General features: G+C 60.6%; 18 protein-coding genes. 5 read left to right on the top strand and 13 right to left on the bottom strand.

Annotated elements, in window-relative coordinates; translation table 11 throughout:
* Positions 1-24 precede the first annotated feature (24 nt).
* The 9 genes from hflC to CE491_RS25095 form a co-directional block, all read right to left on the bottom strand.
* Entirely contained in the window at positions 25-894 is an 870-nt protein-coding gene (gene hflC, locus CE491_RS25135) for a protease modulator HflC (RefSeq protein WP_110951033.1), read from the bottom strand.
* A complete protein-coding gene (hflK, locus tag CE491_RS25130) occupies positions 894-2072 on the bottom strand; it encodes an FtsH protease activity modulator HflK (protein WP_110951032.1) in 1179 nt (392 codons plus the stop codon). Before hflK ends, hflC begins: the two co-directional genes overlap by 1 nt.
* A 96-nt stretch (positions 2073-2168) precedes the next feature.
* Positions 2169-3470, bottom strand: coding sequence for a ribosome rescue GTPase HflX (hflX, locus tag CE491_RS25125; protein ID WP_110951031.1), 1302 nt, complete (start codon positions 3468-3470; stop codon positions 2169-2171).
* A 12-nt stretch (positions 3471-3482) separates the two neighbouring features.
* Positions 3483-3743: an RNA chaperone Hfq gene (gene hfq / locus CE491_RS25120; protein ID WP_010221594.1), complete on the bottom strand. Its 261-nt coding sequence runs from the start codon at positions 3741-3743 to the stop codon at positions 3483-3485.
* A gap of 90 nt (positions 3744-3833) precedes the next feature.
* Positions 3834-4805, bottom strand: coding sequence for a tRNA (adenosine(37)-N6)-dimethylallyltransferase MiaA (gene miaA, locus CE491_RS25115; RefSeq protein WP_110951030.1), 972 nt, complete (start codon positions 4803-4805; stop codon positions 3834-3836).
* Positions 4805-6790, bottom strand: coding sequence for a DNA mismatch repair endonuclease MutL (gene mutL, locus CE491_RS25110; protein WP_110951029.1), 1986 nt, complete (start codon positions 6788-6790; stop codon positions 4805-4807). Before mutL ends, miaA begins: the two co-directional genes overlap by 1 nt.
* Positions 6787-8226: an N-acetylmuramoyl-L-alanine amidase gene (locus CE491_RS25105; RefSeq protein ID WP_199885247.1), complete on the bottom strand. Its 1440-nt coding sequence runs from the start codon at positions 8224-8226 to the stop codon at positions 6787-6789. The genes mutL and CE491_RS25105 overlap by 4 nt, the downstream gene beginning before the upstream one ends.
* Before the next feature lie 2 nt (positions 8227-8228).
* Complete coding sequence (gene tsaE, locus CE491_RS25100; protein ID WP_110951027.1) at positions 8229-8699, bottom strand: tRNA (adenosine(37)-N6)-threonylcarbamoyltransferase complex ATPase subunit type 1 TsaE; 471 nt, start codon at positions 8697-8699, stop codon at positions 8229-8231.
* Complete coding sequence (locus CE491_RS25095) at positions 8687-10183, bottom strand: NAD(P)H-hydrate dehydratase (protein ID WP_110951026.1); 1497 nt, start codon at positions 10181-10183, stop codon at positions 8687-8689. The genes tsaE and CE491_RS25095 overlap by 13 nt, the downstream gene beginning before the upstream one ends.
* Positions 10184-10245: 62 nt before the next feature.
* Here CE491_RS25095 and queG point away from each other — a divergent pair, with 62 nt between their 5' ends.
* Entirely contained in the window at positions 10246-11355 is a 1110-nt protein-coding gene (gene queG / locus CE491_RS25090) for a tRNA epoxyqueuosine(34) reductase QueG (RefSeq protein ID WP_234407673.1), read from the top strand.
* Between the two features lie 167 nt (positions 11356-11522).
* On the opposite strand, the gene CE491_RS25085 is transcribed toward queG, so the two are convergent.
* Both CE491_RS25085 and orn read right to left on the bottom strand, forming a co-directional pair.
* Positions 11523-12134, bottom strand: a complete 612-nt coding sequence (locus CE491_RS25085; protein ID WP_110951025.1) for a trimeric intracellular cation channel family protein — start codon at positions 12132-12134, stop codon at positions 11523-11525.
* Between the two features lie 93 nt (positions 12135-12227).
* Positions 12228-12764, bottom strand: coding sequence for an oligoribonuclease (orn, locus tag CE491_RS25080; protein ID WP_110951024.1), 537 nt, complete (start codon positions 12762-12764; stop codon positions 12228-12230).
* 112 nt (positions 12765-12876) lie between these two features.
* Between orn and rsgA the strand changes: the two genes are divergently transcribed.
* Positions 12877-13908, top strand: a complete 1032-nt coding sequence (rsgA, locus tag CE491_RS25075) for a small ribosomal subunit biogenesis GTPase RsgA (RefSeq protein WP_110951023.1) — start codon at positions 12877-12879, stop codon at positions 13906-13908.
* A 66-nt stretch (positions 13909-13974) separates the two neighbouring features.
* Here the strand turns inward: rsgA and motB are convergent, their stop codons facing one another.
* On the bottom strand, positions 13975-15012 hold the full coding sequence (motB, locus tag CE491_RS25070) for a flagellar motor protein MotB (RefSeq protein WP_110951022.1): 1038 nt from the start codon (positions 15010-15012) through the stop codon (positions 13975-13977).
* 3 nt (positions 15013-15015) lie between these two features.
* Positions 15016-15867, bottom strand: a complete 852-nt coding sequence (gene motA, locus CE491_RS25065) for a flagellar motor stator protein MotA (protein WP_110951021.1) — start codon at positions 15865-15867, stop codon at positions 15016-15018.
* A gap of 211 nt (positions 15868-16078) precedes the next feature.
* Here motA and CE491_RS25060 point away from each other — a divergent pair, with 211 nt between their 5' ends.
* The 3 genes from CE491_RS25060 (at position 16079) to asd (ending at position 19402) form a co-directional block, all read left to right on the top strand.
* The gene (locus tag CE491_RS25060) at positions 16079-17614 is read left to right on the top strand and encodes an HDOD domain-containing protein (protein WP_110951020.1); all 1536 of its coding nucleotides are present in this window, start codon (positions 16079-16081) and stop codon (positions 17612-17614) included.
* Between the two features lie 45 nt (positions 17615-17659).
* Complete coding sequence (gene rhdA, locus CE491_RS30440) at positions 17660-18475, top strand: thiosulfate sulfurtransferase (protein ID WP_199885246.1); 816 nt, start codon at positions 17660-17662, stop codon at positions 18473-18475.
* A gap of 63 nt (positions 18476-18538) precedes the next feature.
* Complete coding sequence (gene asd, locus CE491_RS30435; RefSeq protein ID WP_199885245.1) at positions 18539-19402, top strand: archaetidylserine decarboxylase; 864 nt, start codon at positions 18539-18541, stop codon at positions 19400-19402.
* Positions 19403-19417: the final 15 nt, after the last annotated feature.

Genomic DNA, 19417 nt, shown 5'->3' with positions numbered 1-19417 from the left:
GGGGTCACCGATCACGGTGTGCGATTACGGTTTGGCTTTCTCCAGGTAGCGGAAGAACTCGCTGCCCGGATCGAGGACCATCACATCGCTCTTGTTGGCGAAGCTTTCACGGTAGGCCCGCAGGCTGCGATAGAACGCATAAAACTCCTGATCCTGACCGTAAGCTTTGGAGTAGATGGCTGCGGCTTGCGCATCGCCATCACCACGTGCTTCCTCGGATTCACGATAGGCTTCGGCCAGCAGCACGCGGCGTTGACGATCGGCGTCGGCACGAATGCCTTCTGCCAGCTCGTTACCCTTGGCGCGATGCTCACGGGCTTCTCGCTCACGCTCGGTGCTCATGCGTTCGAACACGCTGCGGTTCACTTCCTTCGGCAAGTCAATGGCCTTGACCCGGACGTCGATGACTTCGATGCCCAGTTCTTTCTCGGCCATCTTGTTCAGCGAAGCGGTAATGTCGGCCATCAGTGCGTCACGCTCACCCGACACGGCTTCGTGCAAGGTCCGTTTACCGAATTGGTCACGCAGGCCCGATTCAAGACGACGAGAGAGACGCTCGTCGGCGATCTGCTTCAGACCCGATGTCGCAGTGTAGAAACGCTCAGCGTCCTTCACGCGCCATTTGGCGTAGGCATCGACCATCACGGCTTTCTTTTCCAGCGTCAGGAAGCGCTGAGTCGGCGCATCGAGTGTCAGCAGACGACCGTCGAACTTGCGCACCTGGTTCACGTAAGGAACCTTCACATGCAGGCCCGGCGGAACATCAGACTGAACCACACGACCGAATTGCAGCAGCACCGCGCGCTCGGTCTGAGCGACGATATAGAAGCTATTCCACGCCACAACGGCCAGTACGACACAGACAATCAGGGCGACCAGAGATTTATTGCTCATCAGCGAGTCTCCCTAGTGCGCGTGTCGCGTTGCTGTTGCATGTCCGCAGCCCGAGAGCCCGGGTCGACGACGGTGGCCGAAGCCCCGTTCGACGATGGTGTCGAACCGTTACGACTGCTTTCGATCATTTTGTCCAACGGCAGATAAAGCAGGTTGTTTTGACCCTTGTCGCCGGTCACGAGCACCTTGCTGGTGTTGCTGAAGACTTCTTGCATGGTGTCCAGGTACAAACGCTCGCGAGTGACCTCCGGCGCCTTGCGGTATTCGGCGACCAGCTTGGTGAAGCGATCAGCCTCACCCTTGGCGCGCGAAACCACTTCATCGCGGTAACCGTTGGCGTCTTCGACAATGCGCTGGGCCTGACCACGGGCTTCCGGAATCACACCGTTGGCGTAGGTTTCAGCCTGGTTGCGCGAACGCTGCTCATCTTCACGGGCACGGATCACGTCGTCGAAGGCTTCCTGAACTTCACGCGGCGCCGCAGCGCTCTGTACGTTCACCTGAGTCACGGTGATGCCGGTGCGATAGGTGTCGAGGAAACGCTGCAGGCGGTCCTTGATCTCGCTGGCCATCAATTCGCGACCCTCGGTCAGCACCTGATCCATGGCGGTCGAGCCGACCACATGGCGCAGCGCACTTTCGGTTGCATGCTGCAGGCTGACTTCAGGCTGATCGACGTTCAGCACGAAATCCTGCAGGTTTGTGATCTTGTACTGCACGGTCAACGGCACTTCGACGATGTTCTCGTCTTCGGTGAGCATCTGGCCCTGCTTGCTGTACGCACGTTCGCGCGTGACGTTTTCGAGGTATTTGCGATCGAATGGCGGGAAATAGATGTTCAGACCCGACCCGACCGTTTCGTAGTACTTGCCGAAACGCAGAACGACAGCCTGCTCCTGCTCGTCGACCACGTAGATGGCGTTGTACAGCCAGATTGCGAGCAGCACGACAAGGCCGATGCCGAGCAGGCCAAAACCGCCGCCCTTGCTCGAACCGCCACCATTGCCGCCGCCATCACCACTGCGTTTCTTGCCACCACCGAACAACCCATTCAGGCTTTCCTGCAGCTTTCGGAAGGCCTCGTCGAGATCTGGTGGCCCCTTGCGGTCGCCGCCCTTGCGCTTACCACCCCAAGGATCCTGATTATTCGAGTTGCCACCCGGCTCATTCCAAGCCATAGCGCTCTCCATCTGATAAAGCAAAGACGCGCCCGCGGCGCGCCGACCAATGCTACAGAATGCCCGTCGAAGCAGCACAACCGCTTCTTCAGGCTTTTATTGCAAAGTGTGTTGCTCGATGAATTCCAGCGGCTGCAGTCCTTCGCGACTCACCAGGCGATTGAATTCAACTCGGGGTAAACGTACAGCCAACAAGCTCTGACCTTCGTCGTCATGCTCTTCACTTTGCACCGCACCCAGCTGAAAGAACTGGGCACGCAGCCTTGCGAAACGTTGCGACAGACACAGGGTGCCAACGAACAGATCGTTGCCCAACAGCTCTGCAATGGCTTGCTTGAGCAGGTCCAGACCACGACCATCACGAGCAGAAACCCAGACCCGCTGCGGCTTGCCATCGGCATCGCGTTGAATCTGAGGCTCGACCCCCTCGAGCAAATCGAGTTTGTTATAGACCTCCAGCATCGGCAAGTCCTGGGCACCGATCTCACCCAGTACCGCCATCACCTGCTCGATCTGCTCCATGCGGTCGGGCTCGTGAGCGTCGATGACGTGCAGCAGAAGGTCCGAGTTGCTCGATTCTTCGAGCGTCGCCCGAAAGGCCTCGACCAGTTTGTGCGGCAAATGGCGGATGAATCCCACCGTGTCAGCCAGCACGATCGGCCCCAGGTCGTTGAGTTCCAGACGGCGCAGAGTCGGGTCAAGGGTCGCGAACAGCTGGTCGGCAGCGTATACGTCGGAATCAGTCACTGCGTTGAACAGCGTTGATTTACCGGCGTTGGTATAGCCCACGATGGAGACGGTTGGGATGTCGGCACGGGAACGGCCGCGACGGGCCTGGTCACGCTGGCTGCGGACTTTTTCCAGACGGCCCTTGATCTGACGCAGGCGCACCCGCAGCAGACGTCGGTCGGTCTCGAGCTGGGTTTCACCCGGGCCACGCAGGCCGATACCACCGCCCTGACGCTCAAGGTGAGTCCAGCCGCGAACCAGACGCGTGCTCATGTGCTCGAGCTGTGCCAGCTCGACCTGCAACTTGCCTTCATGAGTCCGCGCGCGCTGGGCGAAGATATCGAGAATCAGGCCCGTACGATCAAGCACGCGACACTCGAAAACACGTTCGAGGTTGCGTTCCTGACTGGGTGTAAGGACGTGATTGAAAATGACCAGATCGGTTTTTTCGGCGTGGACCAGGTCGCGTAATTCCTCGACCTTGCCGCTGCCTACCAGATACTTGGCCGTTGGCCGATGCCGTGGCACGTTGATGAACGCAACGATATCGGCACCTGCCGAAAGAGCCAGCTCCCGGAACTCCTGCGGATCTTCGCGCGCCTCAGGGTCCTGACCATCCAAATGAACGAGGATTGCCCGCTCACCACCACCGTGGCGCTCAAAGAACAAGGCAGACTCCTATCAGGCGTTACCTGGCTCAGCGTCACCCTGTTCGGATTCGGTCGCGCTAGGCAGACGAATTGGACGAACCGGAACGACGGTAGAGATAGCGTGCTTGTAAACCATTTGGCTGACAGTGTTTTTCAGCAAAATTACGAACTGGTCGAAGGACTCGATCGTGCCTTGCAGCTTGATACCGTTTACCAGATAGATCGAAACCCCCACTTTTTCTTTTCGCAAAGTGTTCAGGTAAGGGTCTTGTAGCGAATGCCCTTTTGACATGTGCCGCACTCCTTTAAGGATCAATAGAATAAATTCGAAAACATTGGCTTGGGCCGTTACCCCCCAAGGATAGACGGCTATTGCAAGGACTCAGCTCAATATGGAGGCCGATCCCAGGTATTTCAAGGTGCGTGGCAGATTGTCGCAAGCCAGGCTGTCCAACCAGTGTAAATCTTCCCAGCTTCGTAACCAGGTGAACTGTCTCTTGGCCAACTGGCGCGTGGCGATGATGCCGCGTTCCTGCATCTCGTCCCGTGTCAGCTTGCCGTCCAGATGGTCCCAGACCTGGCGATACCCTACAGCTCTTATAGACGGTAAATTCGACTGCAGGTCACCCCTCGAACGTAACGCTACGACTTCTTCAACGAATCCTTCGTCAAGCATTTGCCTGAAACGCAGTGCGATCCGGTCGTGCAGTACCTTGCGATCCATCGGAGCGATCGCGAGATTTGCGACAGTATAGGGCAATTGATGCCGCTCCGAACCGCCAGCTTGAGCACTTTGCGCACTTTGTTGCTCACGGTGTGCGGTCATGCTCGTCCCGCTGACCCGATACACCTCAAGCGCACGAACCAGTCGCTGCGGATCATTGGGATGAATTCTGGCCGCCGACACAGGATCGACACTTGCCAACTCGTCGTGCAACGCCTGCCAGCCACGGCTCGCCGCTTCTGCTTCCAGTTGCGCGCGAACTTCTGCATCGGCAGCCGGCATGTCGGCCAGGCCATCCAATAGAGCTTTGAAATACAACATGGTGCCACCGACCAGCAGGGGAATTTTTCCTTTGCCAGTGATTTCAGCCATGGCCCGCAACGCGTCAGTGCGAAAATCCGCAGCGGAATAGCTCTGCGACGGGTCGAGAATATCGATCAGCCGGTGTGGATATTTGTCCAAAAGCGCCTTTGATGGCTTCGCCGTGCCAATGTCCATGCCGCGATAGACCAGCGCCGAATCGACGCTGATCAGCTCGCAGGGCAGCACCTTGGTCAATTCGATGGCCAGGTCGGTCTTGCCGGCGGCGGTCGGCCCCATCAGGAAGATGGCCGGAGGAAGAGCACTCATCAGCGACCGCGCAGGAACAGTTTGTCGAGATCGTCCAGGCCCAGTTGGGTCCAGGTCGGCCGGCCGTGGTTGCACTGACCGCTGCGCTCTGTGTTTTCCATGTCGCGCAGCAGGCCGTTCATTTCCGGAATCGCCAGGCGTCGGTTGGCACGTATGGCACCGTGGCAGGCCATGGTGCCGAGCAACTCGTTCATGTGTGCCTGAACCCGATCGCTGGTGCCGTACTCCATGAGATCGGCCAGCACGTCGTGCACCAGGCGATTGGCCTCGGCCTGCTTGAGCAAGGCCGGGATCTGCCGGATCGCCAGGCTCTCTGGCCCCAAACGCTGCAACTCGAAACCCAGTTGCTGGAAGGTCGTCATGTGCTCTTCGGCGCAATCTGCCTCGCGCTGACTGACCGCAATCGATTCAGGCACCAACAGCGGCTGACCGCTCAGACCTTCGCTGGCCATGGCGATCTTCAGGCGCTCGTACATGATGCGTTCGTGGGCCGCGTGCATATCCACCAGCACCAGGCCATGGGCGTTCTCGGCGAGGATATAAATGCCCTTGAGTTGCGCCAGTGCGTAGCCAAGCGGCGGCACATCGCCCTGGGATTCAGGCAGTGAGACGGCACCATTTGCCGTAGCACCTACTGGAGTGCCCGGCAGCGGGGCGAAGAATTCGCGATAGGCAGCCTGCGCTTCTTCAGCAGGCAACACCGACGAAGGACGCGGCGTGTACTGATACTGATAGCCCGCGCCACTGCCCGAGCCCGGCGCCGGGCTGGTCGAAGCATTCCAGGCAGGCCCTTGCGGGGTTTCCAGTACATTATTGGCCAAGCGCATTTCGCCCTGCGGCCCGAACTCTCCGGCTTCCGGTCCGGCTGGACGCACCAGCGCTGTCACCGACGTCGTGCCAGCCAGTTGATCTTCCGGGCGCACATCGCCGAGCGCGCGATGCAAGGTGCCATAAAGGAAGTCATGCACCATGCGCCCGTCGCGGAAACGCACTTCATGCTTGGTCGGGTGCACGTTGACGTCGACCACGGCCGGGTCGACCTCGAAAAACAGCACGAACGTCGGGTGACGCCCGTTGAACAGCACGTCGCGGTAGGCCTGACGCACCGCATGGGCGACCAGCTTGTCGCGCACCGCACGGCCATTGACGAAGAAATACTGCAAGTCAGCCTGACTGCGCGAGAACGTCGGTAAGCCAACCCAACCCCAGAGTTTCAGGCCGTTGCGCTCGACTTCGATAGGTAGCGCCTGTTCCAGAAAACCTGGCCCGCAGACGGCCGAAACACGTCGCGCGCGGGCAACATCGTCGCCGGCTTCGTGCAGACTCAGAACAGTTTTGCCGTTATGGCGCAAATGGAAGGCAACGTCGAAGCGTGCCAGCGCCATGCGTTTGATCACTTCTTGCAAATGATCGAACTCGGTCTTCTCGGCCTTGAGGAATTTACGTCGCGCCGGGGTATTGAAGAACAGGTCGCGCACTTCCACTGACGTGCCCACCGGATGCGCAGCGGGTTGAACACGCGAGGCCATGTCGCGGCCCTCGGTTTCCACCTGCCACGCCTGATCGGCGCCCCGCGTACGAGAAGTCAGCGTCAGGCGCGCGACGGAGCTGATCGATGCCAGCGCCTCGCCACGAAAACCGAGGCTCATGACCCGCTCGAGGTCTTCGAGCTCGCGAATCTTGCTGGTGGCGTGCCGCGCCAGAGCCAGCGGCAGATCCTCAGAAGAAATACCACCGCCGTCATCGCGCACGCGCAAAAGTTTGATGCCTGCTTGCTCGACGTCGACATCGATGCGTCGGGCGCCGGAGTCCAGGCTGTTCTCCAGCAATTCCTTGATTACCGACGCAGGGCGCTCGACCACCTCGCCCGCAGCGATCTGGTTCGCCAGTCGCGGGCTGAGCAGTTGAATGCGTGCCGCCTGGGCCGCTGGGCTATCGCCTACACCAGCATCGAAACCCGGTTCATCGAGCAACAGATCGGTCATGGCTCACCCGCCAGTTCCGCGCTCGGAATCTTCAACTGCTGCCCGGCTTTCAACTCATCGGAACGCAGGTTGTTGGCCGAACGAAGCGTGGCCATGCTCATGTCGTAACGCGCGGAAATCATGCTCAGCGATTCGCCAGGACGCACGACGTGCTCACGGGCGCCCATCGCCAGCTTGCCGTTATCCCGCAGCCAGGCGATATAAGTGCCCTGAGGCGGATTCTGCTGGAAGAACTGCTTCACGCCTGCAGTGATCGAGCGCGCCAACGCCTGCTGATGACTCGCACCTTGTAGTTTGTTCGCCTCGGCTGCGTTGGAGATAAAGCCGGTTTCGACCAGGATCGACGGGATGTCCGGCGACTTGAGCACCATGAAGCCCGCTTGCTCGACCCGTGCCTTGTGCAGCGAAGTAACGCGGCCAATGTTGGTCAAAACTTTCTGGCCGACGTTGAGGCTCGATGTCAGGGAGGCGGTCATCGACAGGTCGAGCAGTACGCCCGCCAGCATGCGGTCCTTGTCGTCCAGGCTCACGGCACCTGCCCCGCCGATCAAGTCGGAACGGTTTTCACTGTCCGCCAGCCAGCGCGCGGTTTCGGACGTCGCGCCACGCTCGGACAGGGCGAACACCGAGGCACCGAAAGCGGCTGAAGAGGGCGCAGCGTCGGCGTGAATGGAGACGAACAGGTCGGCCCCCTTGGCGCGAGCGATCTCGGTGCGCTTGCGCAACGGGATGAAGTAGTCGCCAGTGCGGGTCAGTTCGGCGCGATAACCTTTCTCGGCGTTGATCTGACGCTGCAACTCCTTGGCGATCGACAACACCACGTTTTTCTCTTTCTGACCCTGGCCACCTGAGGCGCCTGGGTCTTCGCCGCCATGCCCGGCGTCGACCACCACCACGATGTCGCGCTTGCCGTTGGGCACAGGCGGCAGCTTGATTTCAGGTTTCGAGGGACTGACCGGCACCGCGGGCGTCGCTGGCGCCACGGTTGCAGGCGTGTCGGCAACGGTCGGCGGCGGGTTGGCGTCCGCGGGGTTGTCATAAAGGTCGACCACCAGCCTGTTGCCGTACTGCTGATTCGGCGCCAGGACGAAGCTTTTCGGGGTCACGGCCTTTTTCAGGTCGATGACCACGCGCAGGTCGTCCGGCGTACGTTGCGCCGAACGCATGCTGGTAATGGGAGTGTTGGCCGTCGGAATGTTGAGTGAGCCACCCAGCGTCGCACCATTGATGTCGATCACCAGGCGGTCCGGGGACTGAAGGGTGAAGACGCTGTGCTGAACCGGACCGGACAGGTCGAAAACCAGTCGGGTGTTATCCGGAGCACGCCATAAGCGGACACTTCGTACCTGTGAAGCGGCCAACGCGTCGACGGCCAGAGTCGTCAGCAGCAGTCCAATCACAGTAACCAGCGCGCGCATGCGCATACCTAACCCCATATCTATTTGAATTCCAAAGCCAAAGCGGCACACCACTTCTCACCGCGCGAGCTTTTCGGGCTCAGAGTCAGCGCTCTACCTTCCGCGTGCGGCCTAATGGTAATGATCAGGTCGGGCTTTGGCAAAAAGCCTGCACCGAGATCGGGCCACTCGATCAGGCAAAGCGCTTCGCCCTCGAAATAGTCGCGTATGCCGAGGAATTCTAGCTCTTCTGGATCAACAAGTCGGTAAAGATCAAAGTGATACACGCGACTTCTCCCAATTTCGTAAGGTTCTACGAGGGTAAAAGTCGGGCTTTTTACCGCGCCTACATGGCCCAGGCCGCGGATGATTCCTCGCGAAAGCGTGGTCTTGCCAGCGCCCAAATCCCCCTCCAGGAAAATAATCCCATTACTTTCAGTAACTTGGGATATCCGTGCACCAAAGTCGGTCATCGCTTCTTCACCCGTCAGATGCAGGGTTAACTCAGACACGGTTGTTGCTCCTCCAGAAGCGTACGAATGACAGGAATCAGATCAGCGGCAGCCATCCCTCGGCCGCTGGCGCCGCATTTTTCACCGGCCAGCGCATGCAACCAGACCGCCAGGCAGGCTGCATCGAAGGCAGGCATCTTTTGCGCCAGCAATGCGCCAATGACTCCGGACAACACGTCGCCCAAACCGCCGGTCGCCATAGCCGGATGGCCGTGATTGGCCAGCGCCAGTTCGCCTGCGGGAGTGGCGATCAGGCTGCCGCTGCCTTTGAGCACGCAAACGGCATCAAATTTTTTCGCCAGCGCCCGAGCAGCCGCAGGGCGGTCGGCCTGTACTTCTTTGGTGCTGATGCCCAGCAGCCGCGCGGCTTCGCCGGGATGCGGGGTGATCACGCAATCCTTGGGCAACTGCACGAGACCGGCTGCCAGCTGATTCAGTGCATCGGCGTCCCACACTTGCGGGCGCTCGGCATTGGCGGCCGCTGACAACAAGCTGCGCCCCCAACTGTGCTGCCCCATCCCCGGCCCCACGACAAGAACGGTGGCGGGTTCGATCAGTGCCATCAACTGATTGGACGAACTGATACCGGCACTCATGACTTCCGGGAAGCGAGTCAGCGCCGCGGCGATATGCTCGGGACGGGTCGCCAGCGTGACCATGCCCGCGCCAGTGCGCAAGGTGCTTTCGGTGGATAGCAACGCAGCGCCACCGAAACCCAGATCGCCGCCAATGACCAGAACCCGGCCAAACATGCCTTTATGGGCCGTGCGCGGGCGCGGTTCAAGCTTCGGCAGGTTAAATGTATCCAGACGGGTAACGCTGATCGGCGTCTGTTCCACGATCGCCGGATCAGCTTGCAGATCGTCGAACACCAGTTCGCCGACCAGATCCGCCGCATCGCCAGTGAACAGTCCGATCTTCAGGCCAATGAAGGTCACCGTCAGGTCGGCACGAATCGCCACGCCCAAGGTACGCCCGGTGTCGGCACAAAGCCCGGATGGAATGTCGACGGCGATGACTGGCAAGCTGCTGTCGTTGACGATGTTGATCACCGACGCGTAAGGGTCGCGGACGTCCCCTTTGAGCCCGGTGCCCAAAAACGCGTCGACCACGATGCCGCTCAGCGGCTGCTGATTCCATGGCTGGATGTCGACCTTATCGTCGAGCGCTTCCTTATAGGCGGTCTCGGCGTCACCGGTCAGCGCAGAGCAGTCGCCCACGGCCAGCACAGTGACCTGCCAACCGGCACGCTGGGCCAAGGCTGCGATCAGATAGCCATCACCGGCATTGTTGCCGTGTCCGGCCAGGACCGTCAGCCGCTGCCCGTCAGGCCAGTGACGACGGATCGCCCGCCAGGCAGCGTGGGCTGCTCGCTGCATCAGTTCGAAGCCTGGCGTGCCTGCAGCGATCAGGCGTGCATCGAGGTCGCGCACCTGCGCAGCGCTATACAGCGCGTCGGGAAATGGAGGTTTGGTGTGCAACATGCGTTTTTAGGCTCCGATGTCTGGCAGAATTATACGCACCTGCGCCCCGGTGTCCTCCTTGCATGTCCGCTATTACTGTCAATGCATCCACAAATTCAGCACCCCTGACGGCTGCCGGGTTGACCGAGCTTGCCCTGTCGATCAAGGACTGGGGGCGCGAGCTTGGCTTTCAGCAGGTCGGTATCTCGGGGCTGGATCTGGCGGAACATGAGCAGCATCTTCAGCGCTGGCTCGAAGCCGGGTACCACGGCGAGATGGACTATATGGCAGCGCATGGCAGCAAACGTTCGCATCCCGACGAATTGGTGCCGGGCACGATGCGAGTCGTGTCACTGCGCATGGACTATCTGCCGGGGGACACGCAGATGGCGCAGTTGCTGGCCCAGCCGGAAAAAGCCTACGTTTCGCGCTATGCGCTGGGCCGCGACTACCACAAGCTGATTCGCAAGCGGGTGCAGCAACTGGCCGAGCGAATCCAGCAGGCCATCGGGCCATTCGGTTTTCGCGCCTTCGTCGACAGTGCGCCCGTGCTGGAAAAGGCCATCGCCGAGAAGGCCGGGCTGGGCTGGATCGGTAAGAACACACTGGTGCTCAATCGCAAGGCCGGCAGTTACTTTTTCCTGAGCGAGCTGTTCGTCGATCTGCCGCTGCCGGTGGATCCGCCCCACGCCAGCGAACACTGCGGGCGTTGCAGCGCGTGCCTGGATGTATGCCCGACCAACGCTTTCGTCGGGCCTTACGTGCTGGATGCGCGGCGCTGTATTTCGTACCTGACCATCGAGTTGAAGACGTCGATCCCCGAAGAACTGCGCCCGCTGATTGGCAATCGCGTGTTCGGCTGCGATGACTGCCAGATCGTCTGCCCCTGGAACCGCTTCGCCCGCCCCACCGACCAGAATGACTTCAAACCGCGCCACGGCCTGGATAACGCCGAGCTGACGACCTTGTTTCTGTGGGACGAGGCGACCTTTCTCAGCAACACCGAAGGCTCGCCGCTGCGTCGGGCGGGCTATGAGCGGTGGTTGCGCAATCTGGCGGTGGGGCTAGGCAATGCGCCTTCGAGCATCCCCGTGTTCGAGGCGTTGAAGACGCGGCGGGAGCATCCGTCGGAGATGGTGCGCGAGCATGTGGAATGGGCGTTGCGGCAGCATGAGACAAAAAGCTGCTGCTGAGGCCATGCGCCGATCTGTGGGAGTGAGTTTGCTCACGAAAGGGCCGTTACATCAGGCATCTTGCGTGGCTGAGGATCCGCCTTCGTGAGCACGCTCACTCCCACAGAGGACACTCTTGGCGCAAGCCTGCCCTGCGCTGCCCCTGACCTCTCGATGTAAGGACTATTTCAATGCCCATCCTTGTAAACGAACTTGGGCATTTCCCAGTGAAACTTGATTGCCAGCAACCTCAGCAGTAACCCGCCAAACAAGGTAATCAGCGTGCCCTGCTCGATCGGCAGCCCCGCGTACTGGCACAGCAGAAAGCACCATGCTGCGGCGAATGAAACGCTGGCGTACAGCTCGCGGCGGAAGATCAGCGGGATGTCATCGCAAAAGATGTCGCGCAAAATGCCGCCGAACGTGCCGGTGATCACGCCGCTCACGGCCGCGACCATCATGCTCAACCCCATGTCCAGCGCTGTGGTGCAGCCGATCACGGTGAAAGCGACCAGCCCCAAGGCGTCTAGCACCAGAAACAGCGAGCGCAAATGGCGCATCAGCGGCGCAATGAGGATCGTCACCAACGCCGCAGCGCTGGTGAGAATCAGGTATTCCGGGTGTTTGACCCACGTCAGCGGGTAGTGTCCCAGCAGTACGTCACGCACCGATCCGCCACCGAGCGCGGTGATGCAAGCGATCAGCACCACGCCGAACCAGTCCATGCCACGCCGCCCGGCAGACAGCGCGCCGGTCATGGCTTCAGCGGTAATGGCGATCAGATAAAGCATCAACAGCATGGTGGCAGTCCCTGCGAAAAAGGGGCGCAGTCTAACCACTCGGCCAGAGCACCAAAAGAGGGCGCGAGCCAACAGCCCCCTTTCGCTTCGGCCCTAGACCTTGATGAAGTGCTCGCGATAGAAACGCAGCTCGGCAATGGACTCGCGGATGTCGTCCAGCGCCAGGTGGGTGCTGCCCTTCTTGAACTTCAGTTCGGGCGCCCAGCGCGCGGCCAGCTCCTTGAGCGTGGACACGTCGAGGTTGCGATAGTGGAAATAGTTTTCCAACGTCGGCATGCGCTTATAAAGGAAGCGGCGGTCCTGGCAGATGCTGTTGCCACAGATCGGCGAACTGCGTTCCGGCACCCACTGCTTGATGAATTCCAGGGTCAGAGCCTCGGCTTCAGCAGTGGAAATCTTGCTCTCGCGCACGCGCTGAGTCAGGCCCGAACCGCCGTGCTGACGCGTGTTCCATTCATCCATGCCGCTGAGCAACTCGTCGCTCTGGTGCACCGCGATGACCGGGCCTTCAGCCAGCGTGTTCAGCTCGCTGTCGGTGATGATGGTCGCCATTTCGATGATGACGTCGTTATCGGGATCCAGACCGGTCATTTCCAGGTCGATCCAGATCAGATTCTGCTTGTTCTGCATATGTTGGCTCCTCAGCTTAGGCGCGCAGTTTAGCGTAGGCCGTCGTGCTAGACTCCCCCGCGTTTCAAACTTAAGCGGCTTTACGCTTCATCAAACGAGACACTGAACACCCATGGCCAAACGCCAACTCAATCGCCGCCAGAACTGGCGCATCGAAAAGATTCAAGGCGAGCGCGCTGCCCGTGCCGCCAAACGTGAATCGCAAGCCCTGGAAACGCTGGAAGGCGGCGACCTTGGCCCTGAACAGACCGGGCTGGTGATCGCGCATTTCGGCGTTCAAGTGGAGGTCGAGGCGCAGGAAGGCGAGCTGAGCGGACAGGTGTTTCGATGCCACTTGCGCGCCAACCTGCCAGCGCTGGTAACAGGCGACAAAGTAGTCTGGCGAGCCGGTAATCAGGGCATCGGCGTGATCGTCGCGCAGCTGCCGCGCGATACCGAGCTGTGCCGACCGGACACCCGCGGGCAGCTCAAACCCGTGGCGGCCAACGTCGACATGATCGTCATCGTCTTCGCCCCGGCGCCCGAGCCTCATGCCAACTTGATCGATCGCTACTTGGTGGCGGCCGAGCACGCGGGCATCCGCCCGTTATTGCTGCTGAACAAGTTCGACCTCATCGACGAGCACAATGCCCCGGCACTCAATGCGCTGCTGGCGGTGTATCGGACCTTGGGTTATCCGGTGCTGGAGGTTTCCGCGCATCACGGCGACGGCATGCAGCAATTGCAGGATTTGCTCGACAGCCACATCAGCGTATTCGTTGGGCAGTCGGGGGTGGGCAAGTCATCGCTGGTCAACAGTCTGCTGCCGGAAGTCGGCACGCGGGTCGGGCCGCTGTCGGAATATTCCGGGCAAGGTACTCACACCACAACCACCGCCCGCCTGTTCCACTTCCCCCGTGGTGGCGACCTGATCGACTCCCCGGGGATTCGCGAATTCGGCTTGGGCCACGTGAGCCGCGCCGACGTCGAAGCAGGCTTCATCGAATTCAATGACCTGCTCGGCCGCTGCCGTTTCCGCGATTGCAAACATGACCGCGAGCCCGGCTGCGCGCTGCTCAAGGCCCTGGAAGACGGCCGCGTGCAACAGCAACGGATGAACAGCTATCGCTCGATCATCGCGAGTTTGCCGGAGAGCAGTTACTGACGGGACACCCAATCGCTCACACAAAAACGCCGCGATCATCGCGGCGTTTTTTGTCAGAACCCAATATCAATTCTTGATCTCTTCGATCTTCAGCTGCCCTTGATCGAAGATGTTCAGCTTCTGCCGGATCTCATGGGGCTGGGCGTAAGCCTGGGGATCGACGGCCGGGATTGCGGCCGATGCGCCTGGCTTGGCTGCCGGAGCGGTCGGTGAGGCCGGGGCCGGCGCGGCATCCGATTTCGGCGCTTCACCGGCGTTTTGATCACCTTCGATACGCGCCTGGGCTTTCTTAGTCAGGACCACGATGTCGATGCGGCGGTTGATCGGGTTATTCGGGTTTTCCCGGTCATATAGAGAAGACGAGGCATAACCCACCACTCGCGCGACCTGGGGATCCGGATAACCACCGGCGATCAGCAACCGGCGTGCCGCGTTGGCACGGTTGGCTGACAGCTCCCAGTTCCCGAAACCGTTGTTGCCCACATAAGGCGTCGCGTCGGTATGACCACTGATGCTGACCTTGTTCGGCACCGCTTTGATGGTGTCGGCCATCGCCAGCAGAATGTCTTCGAAATACGGTTTCAGACGCGCGCTGCCAATGTCGAACATAGGCCGGTTTTCTGCATCCATGATCTGAATACGCAGGCCGTCCTGGGTGATCTCGAACAGGATCTGGTCCTTGAACTTCGCCAGTTGCGGGTTCTCGTTGACCTTGTTCTGCAACTCCTGCAGCAGCATCTCCAGACGCTCCTGCTCGACCTGCTCGGCCGCCGCGTCCTCTTTGTCGGCATCCACGGGGACCTTGTCCGGGGCAGGCGTGGTCTTCACTTCGGGGTTGAGCGTCTGGTCCGGCGACATCTCCGGCGAGCCGCCCAGGTCGATGACGTAGGGCGAGCCGCTGTCGGAGAAACCGACCGGATCCTTGAAGTAACCGGCAATGGCAATCAACTGCTCGGGCGTGGCCGAAGACATCAGCCACAGCACGAGGAAGAACGCCATCATGGCCGTCGCGAAGTCGGCGAAGGCGATTTTCCAGGCGCCGCCGTGGTGCCCTCCGCCGTAGCGCTTTACGCGCTTGACGATGATTGGCTGATTATTTTCCATGGATCAGCGACCGCGAACAGCTTGTTCCAGCTCACTGAAGCTGGGCCGGTGGGCCGGGTAGAGAACCTTGCGACCGAACTCGACAGCCAGCGACGGCGGTACGCCCGAGGCCGAGGCCACAAGAGAAGCCTTGATCGCTTCGAACACATTCATTTCTTCTTTGGCGTCGTGGGCCAGGCTCTGCGAGAGCGGACCGAAGAAGCCGTAGGCCGCGAGGATACCGAAGAAGGTGCCGACCAGCGCCGCGCCGACGTGCTGGCCGATCGCTGCCTTGTCGCCGGAGCCGAGGGACGCCATGGTCACCACGATGCCCAGTACCGCCGCGACGATACCGAAGCCGGGCATACCGTCGGCGATGCCGGTCACCGCGTGAGACGGATGCTCCAGCTCTTCCTTCATGCTCAGCAGCTCCATGTCGAACAGGCCTTCCAGCTCATGGGGGGCCATGTTGCCGGACGACATGATGCGCAAGTAGTCACAGATGAAAGCGATCATCCGAGTGTCTTTCAGAATGCCTGGGTATTTGGCGAAGATCGGGCTGTTTTCCGGTTCTTCGATATCACCTTCAATGGCCATCATGCCTTCACGGCGGCTCTTGTTGAGGATCTCGTAGATCAGGCCGAGCACCTCCAGATAGAAGGCGTGGGTGAAGCGCGAACTGAACATCTTCAAGGATTTCTTGATGACGTGCATGGTCATGTAGCCGGGGTTCGCCTGGAGGAATGCACCGAACGCGGCACCGCCGATGATCAGCACCTCGAAAGGCTGGATCAACGCGGCGATTTGACCATGGGAAAGTACGTAGCCGCCGAGGACGCTCGCGAAAACGACGATGATGCCGATAATTTTTGCCATAGATAAAAAATACTTACTGAGTCGGGTTCATGGTCATTGTGCGAGAAGCATTCAAAACTCTTGTTCTCCTTATCGGCACCAGTACGCCAGACTATAGTCAAATCAGGCGAAAAACCTGTCTGGCGTCTGGCTCGGGCACATCAGGGCAAAGGCCAGCATGATGCCACCATTCGATCCTGATCAAAACTTCCCAGCCGTATGGGTCTTGTGTATGCAATCAGCTAAAGCCACGTCGCTCCCCGTTCCGCAGACGCTCGATGCCTGGATCAAACAGCTGGACAGCCTGGCCCTGCCTGTCCCCGCACTCGCCCATGCAAAGGTCCATGCCGCACTCAACGACAGTCGGCGATCCCTGCGTGAAATCGCCGACCTGATGCAGGACAGCCCTGCGCTGGTGCTCAGCGTGCTGCGCGAGGCCAACCTGCGCAGTGGCGGGCTCGCCGAGCCTGCGGAGAGTCTGGAAGTTGCGCTGAACCGCTTGGGGCTGGCGCGCACCAGCACGCTGCTGGGGCGCTTGCCCAGCGTCGAATTGCAGAAGATCCCGGTGGCGCTGCGGCAGTTGCAAATGATCAGCCAGCACGCCGCGCAACAGGCTTACGGCCTGTTCGCCAACCAGTTGGCACGCCTGTGGCAGGATATTCATCTGGGCAGCCTGCTGTTTCTCGCACCGCTCTGGCCAATGGCGCTGGCCCATCCCGAGCTGCTGGAAGAGTGGGAGCTGCGCGTTGTCCACAAGGGCGAGTCGGCAAAGGCCGTCGAAAAAGCGCTGTTCGGCGTGCGACTGGTGCAGTTGTGTCAGGCGATGGCGCTGCATTGGCAATTGCCGATCTGGGTTACCCAGGGCTACGGCCTGCTGATCGGCCAGCAGCGCAATCTAGTGAAAGTGCTGCGCATCGCTCATGAGAGCGACGACCCGCTCAAGCAGCAACAGCAACTGGATGCCGATCTGCCGCTGCGTCGCTGGCTCAATCAGCCTGCCAACACGATTCTGCTGGCCAACGGTCTGGCGCTGTCGGCGCAACAGGCGTGGGACACGCCGCACAATTTGCGCTGGCAACTGCTGACCAGCCTTTATTTGCAGCAACCGCTGATGGATTTACAGCAGCAGGTCCACCAGAACGCCGCCGCCAGCGCCCGTCAGCATGCGGCTCCCGGCGTCTGGCACCCGGCCGAAGCACTGCTCTGGCCCTGGGGCACCCGACGCGTGCACAAAGGCATGCTGCCCGCGGCGCCGCCTTCTGCCGAAGCGCTGCAAACCTGGCGTAAGCACTGCGGCGATTTGCTCAAAGAGCCCAGCATGTTCACCAACGCGATGCACCTGACCACCTGCGCACGGGACGCCCTGCTGGCTTCAGGCATGCAGCGGGTCGTGTTGCTGATGATCGATCGCAAGGCCGAGAGTCTTCGGGTGCATCAGATTGCCGGTGTGGATAAGTCTGCCGCCTCGCTGCTGATTCCCTACAAGGAAAGCACGGTGCTCCAGCGACTGCTGGCCCAGGCCACGCAACTGCGCCTGACCGCCAGCAACAATGCGCAGTTTTCCGCGTTACTGCCGCCGCAGCTGCGCAACCTGTTTTCCGGGGAAAACCTGCTGATCCGCTCGCTGGCCAGTAATGGCCGGGTGGTGATGGTGATCGTGGCGGATCAGGGGGGCGGACAGTTCTCGGAAGTCGCGGTGCAGGCATTCGGGAAAACCGGGCAATGTATCGAGAAGGCACTGACCACCTTTAGCCATCGCAATGGCTGACGGCTGAGCTACAATTCGCCTCTTCTCATGATCTGGAGACCTTACATGTCTGCTTTCTCAAGCTTGCCGCTGGTGATCGAGCCCGCAGATCTGCAGGCACGCCTTGGCGCTTCAGAGCTGATTCTGGTTGACCTGACCAGCGCCGCCCGCTATGAGGCCGGCCATATTCCCGGTGCTCGCTTCGTCGACCCGAAGCGCACGCAACTGGGCCAGCCACCGGCTCCCGGCCTGCTGCCGACCCAAGCGCAACTCGAAGCGTTGTTTGGTGAGCTGGGCCATAACCCGGATGCGGTGTACGTCGTCTATGACGACGAAGGCGGCGGCTGGGCCGGTCGTTTCATCTGGCTGCTGGACGTAATCGGTCACTCGAAATATCACTACCTGGACGGCGGCCTGCTGGCCTGGCAGGCCGAGGGTTTGCCACTGTCCACCGAAGTGCCAGCCCCTGCTGACGGCCCGGTTTGCGTGACCGTGCACGACGAACCCACCGCCACTCGCGAGTACCTGCAAAGCCGGCTGGGCGCCGCCGATCTGGCGATCTGGGACGCACGCGGGCCAACCGAATATTCGGGCGAGAAAGTCGTGGCAGCCAAAGGTGGTCACATCCCTGGCGCGGTGAACTTCGAATGGACGGCGGGCATGGATCAGGCGCGCAACCTGCGCATTCGCCGCGACATGCCGCAAATCCTGGAAAGTCTGGGGATCACGCCGGATAAAGAGGTCATCACCCACTGCCAGACCCACCACCGCTCCGGCTTTACTTACCTGGTCGCCAAAGCGCTGGGTTATCCGCGAGTCAAAGGCTACGCCGGCTCGTGGGGCGAATGGGGCAATCATCCGGATACGCCGGTCGAAAAATAACCGGGCTGCCCTGATCTGCCTTCACTTATTGAAAAGCCCTTTTGAAACGCTTTAGGAACCTTGATGAAACAGCGTCTGTTTATTCTTTTCCAATACCTGCTTCCCCACCACCTGCTGTCGCGTCTGGCCGGCTGCGTCGCCGAATGCCGCGTGCGCTGGTTCAAGAATGCTTTCACGCAGTGGTTTGTGCGCCGCTATCAGGTGGACATGTCTCAAGCGCTGGTCGAGGATGAGACCGCGTACCCGCACTTCAACGACTTCTTCACCCGAGCCTTGAAACCAGGCGCTCGCCCTCTGGACGAAACTCCGGGTGCGATTCTCTGCCCTGCCGACGGCGCAGTAAGCCAACTGGGGCCGATCGAGCACGGTCGTATTTTCCAGGCCAAGGGCCACAGCTACAGTGCACTTGAACTTCTCGGCGGCGACGCACGTCTGTCCGCGCCTTTCATGGGAGGGGAGTTCGCCACCATTTACCTGTCGCCAAAGGACTACCATCGCGTTCACATGCCGCTGGCCGGCACCTTGCGCGAGATGGTCTATGTGCCGGGCCGTCTGTTCTCGGTTAACCAGACCACGGCCGAGAACGTGCCCGAGCTGTTCGCCCGCAACGAACGCGTTGTCTGCCTGTTCGACACCGAACGCGGCCCGATGGCTGTGGTGCTGGTGGGTGCGATGATCGTGGCGTCCATTGAAACTGTCTGGGCCGGGCTGGTGACGCCGCCCAAGCGCGAGCTGAAAACCTTCAGCTATGACGAAGCGGCCCGCGCGCCGATTCATCTGGAAAAAGGCGCCGAGCTGGGTCGTTTCAAACTGGGGTCGACTGCCATCGTGTTGTTCGGCCCGAATCAGGTGCAATGGGCCGAGCAACTGGCCGCCGGTTCACCGACGCGGATGGGCCAACTGCTGGCGACCCCGATGCAGGCCTGATTCTTGCCTGAGTGA

The sequence above is a fragment of the Pseudomonas bohemica genome (assembly GCF_002934685.1).
GTDB lineage: Bacteria > Pseudomonadota > Gammaproteobacteria > Pseudomonadales > Pseudomonadaceae > Aquipseudomonas > Aquipseudomonas bohemica.
The sequence above is the reverse complement of the archived record's forward strand: the minus strand, read 5'-3'. Positions and strand labels throughout refer to the sequence as shown.

Excerpts from the sequence above, each read along its gene's own strand:
- motB (WP_110951022.1), bottom strand. The coding sequence starts at position 15,012 with ATGGAAAATAATCAGCCAATCATCGTCAAGCGCGTAAAGCGCTACGGC.
- hflK (WP_110951032.1), bottom strand. The coding sequence starts at position 2,072 with ATGGCTTGGAATGAGCCGGGTGGCAACTCGAATAATCAGGATCCTTGG.
- mutL (WP_110951029.1), bottom strand. The coding sequence starts at position 6,790 with ATGACCGATCTGTTGCTCGATGAACCGGGTTTCGATGCTGGTGTAGGC.
- orn (WP_110951024.1), bottom strand. The coding sequence starts at position 12,764 with ATGCAGAACAAGCAGAATCTGATCTGGATCGACCTGGAAATGACCGGT.
- queG (WP_234407673.1), top strand. The coding sequence starts at position 10,246 with ATGTCCGCTATTACTGTCAATGCATCCACAAATTCAGCACCCCTGACG.
- hfq (WP_010221594.1), bottom strand. The coding sequence starts at position 3,743 with ATGTCAAAAGGGCATTCGCTACAAGACCCTTACCTGAACACTTTGCGA.
- CE491_RS25095 (WP_110951026.1), bottom strand. The coding sequence starts at position 10,183 with ATGTTGCACACCAAACCTCCATTTCCCGACGCGCTGTATAGCGCTGCG.
- CE491_RS25085 (WP_110951025.1), bottom strand. The coding sequence starts at position 12,134 with ATGCTGTTGATGCTTTATCTGATCGCCATTACCGCTGAAGCCATGACC.
- CE491_RS25060 (WP_110951020.1), top strand. The coding sequence starts at position 16,079 with ATGCAATCAGCTAAAGCCACGTCGCTCCCCGTTCCGCAGACGCTCGAT.
- motA (WP_110951021.1), bottom strand. The coding sequence starts at position 15,867 with ATGGCAAAAATTATCGGCATCATCGTCGTTTTCGCGAGCGTCCTCGGC.
- hflC (WP_110951033.1), bottom strand. The coding sequence starts at position 894 with ATGAGCAATAAATCTCTGGTCGCCCTGATTGTCTGTGTCGTACTGGCC.
- miaA (WP_110951030.1), bottom strand. The coding sequence starts at position 4,805 with ATGAGTGCTCTTCCTCCGGCCATCTTCCTGATGGGGCCGACCGCCGCC.
- asd (WP_199885245.1), top strand. The coding sequence starts at position 18,539 with ATGAAACAGCGTCTGTTTATTCTTTTCCAATACCTGCTTCCCCACCAC.
- rhdA (WP_199885246.1), top strand. The coding sequence starts at position 17,660 with ATGTCTGCTTTCTCAAGCTTGCCGCTGGTGATCGAGCCCGCAGATCTG.
- rsgA (WP_110951023.1), top strand. The coding sequence starts at position 12,877 with ATGGCCAAACGCCAACTCAATCGCCGCCAGAACTGGCGCATCGAAAAG.
- CE491_RS25105 (WP_199885247.1), bottom strand. The coding sequence starts at position 8,226 with ATGGGGTTAGGTATGCGCATGCGCGCGCTGGTTACTGTGATTGGACTG.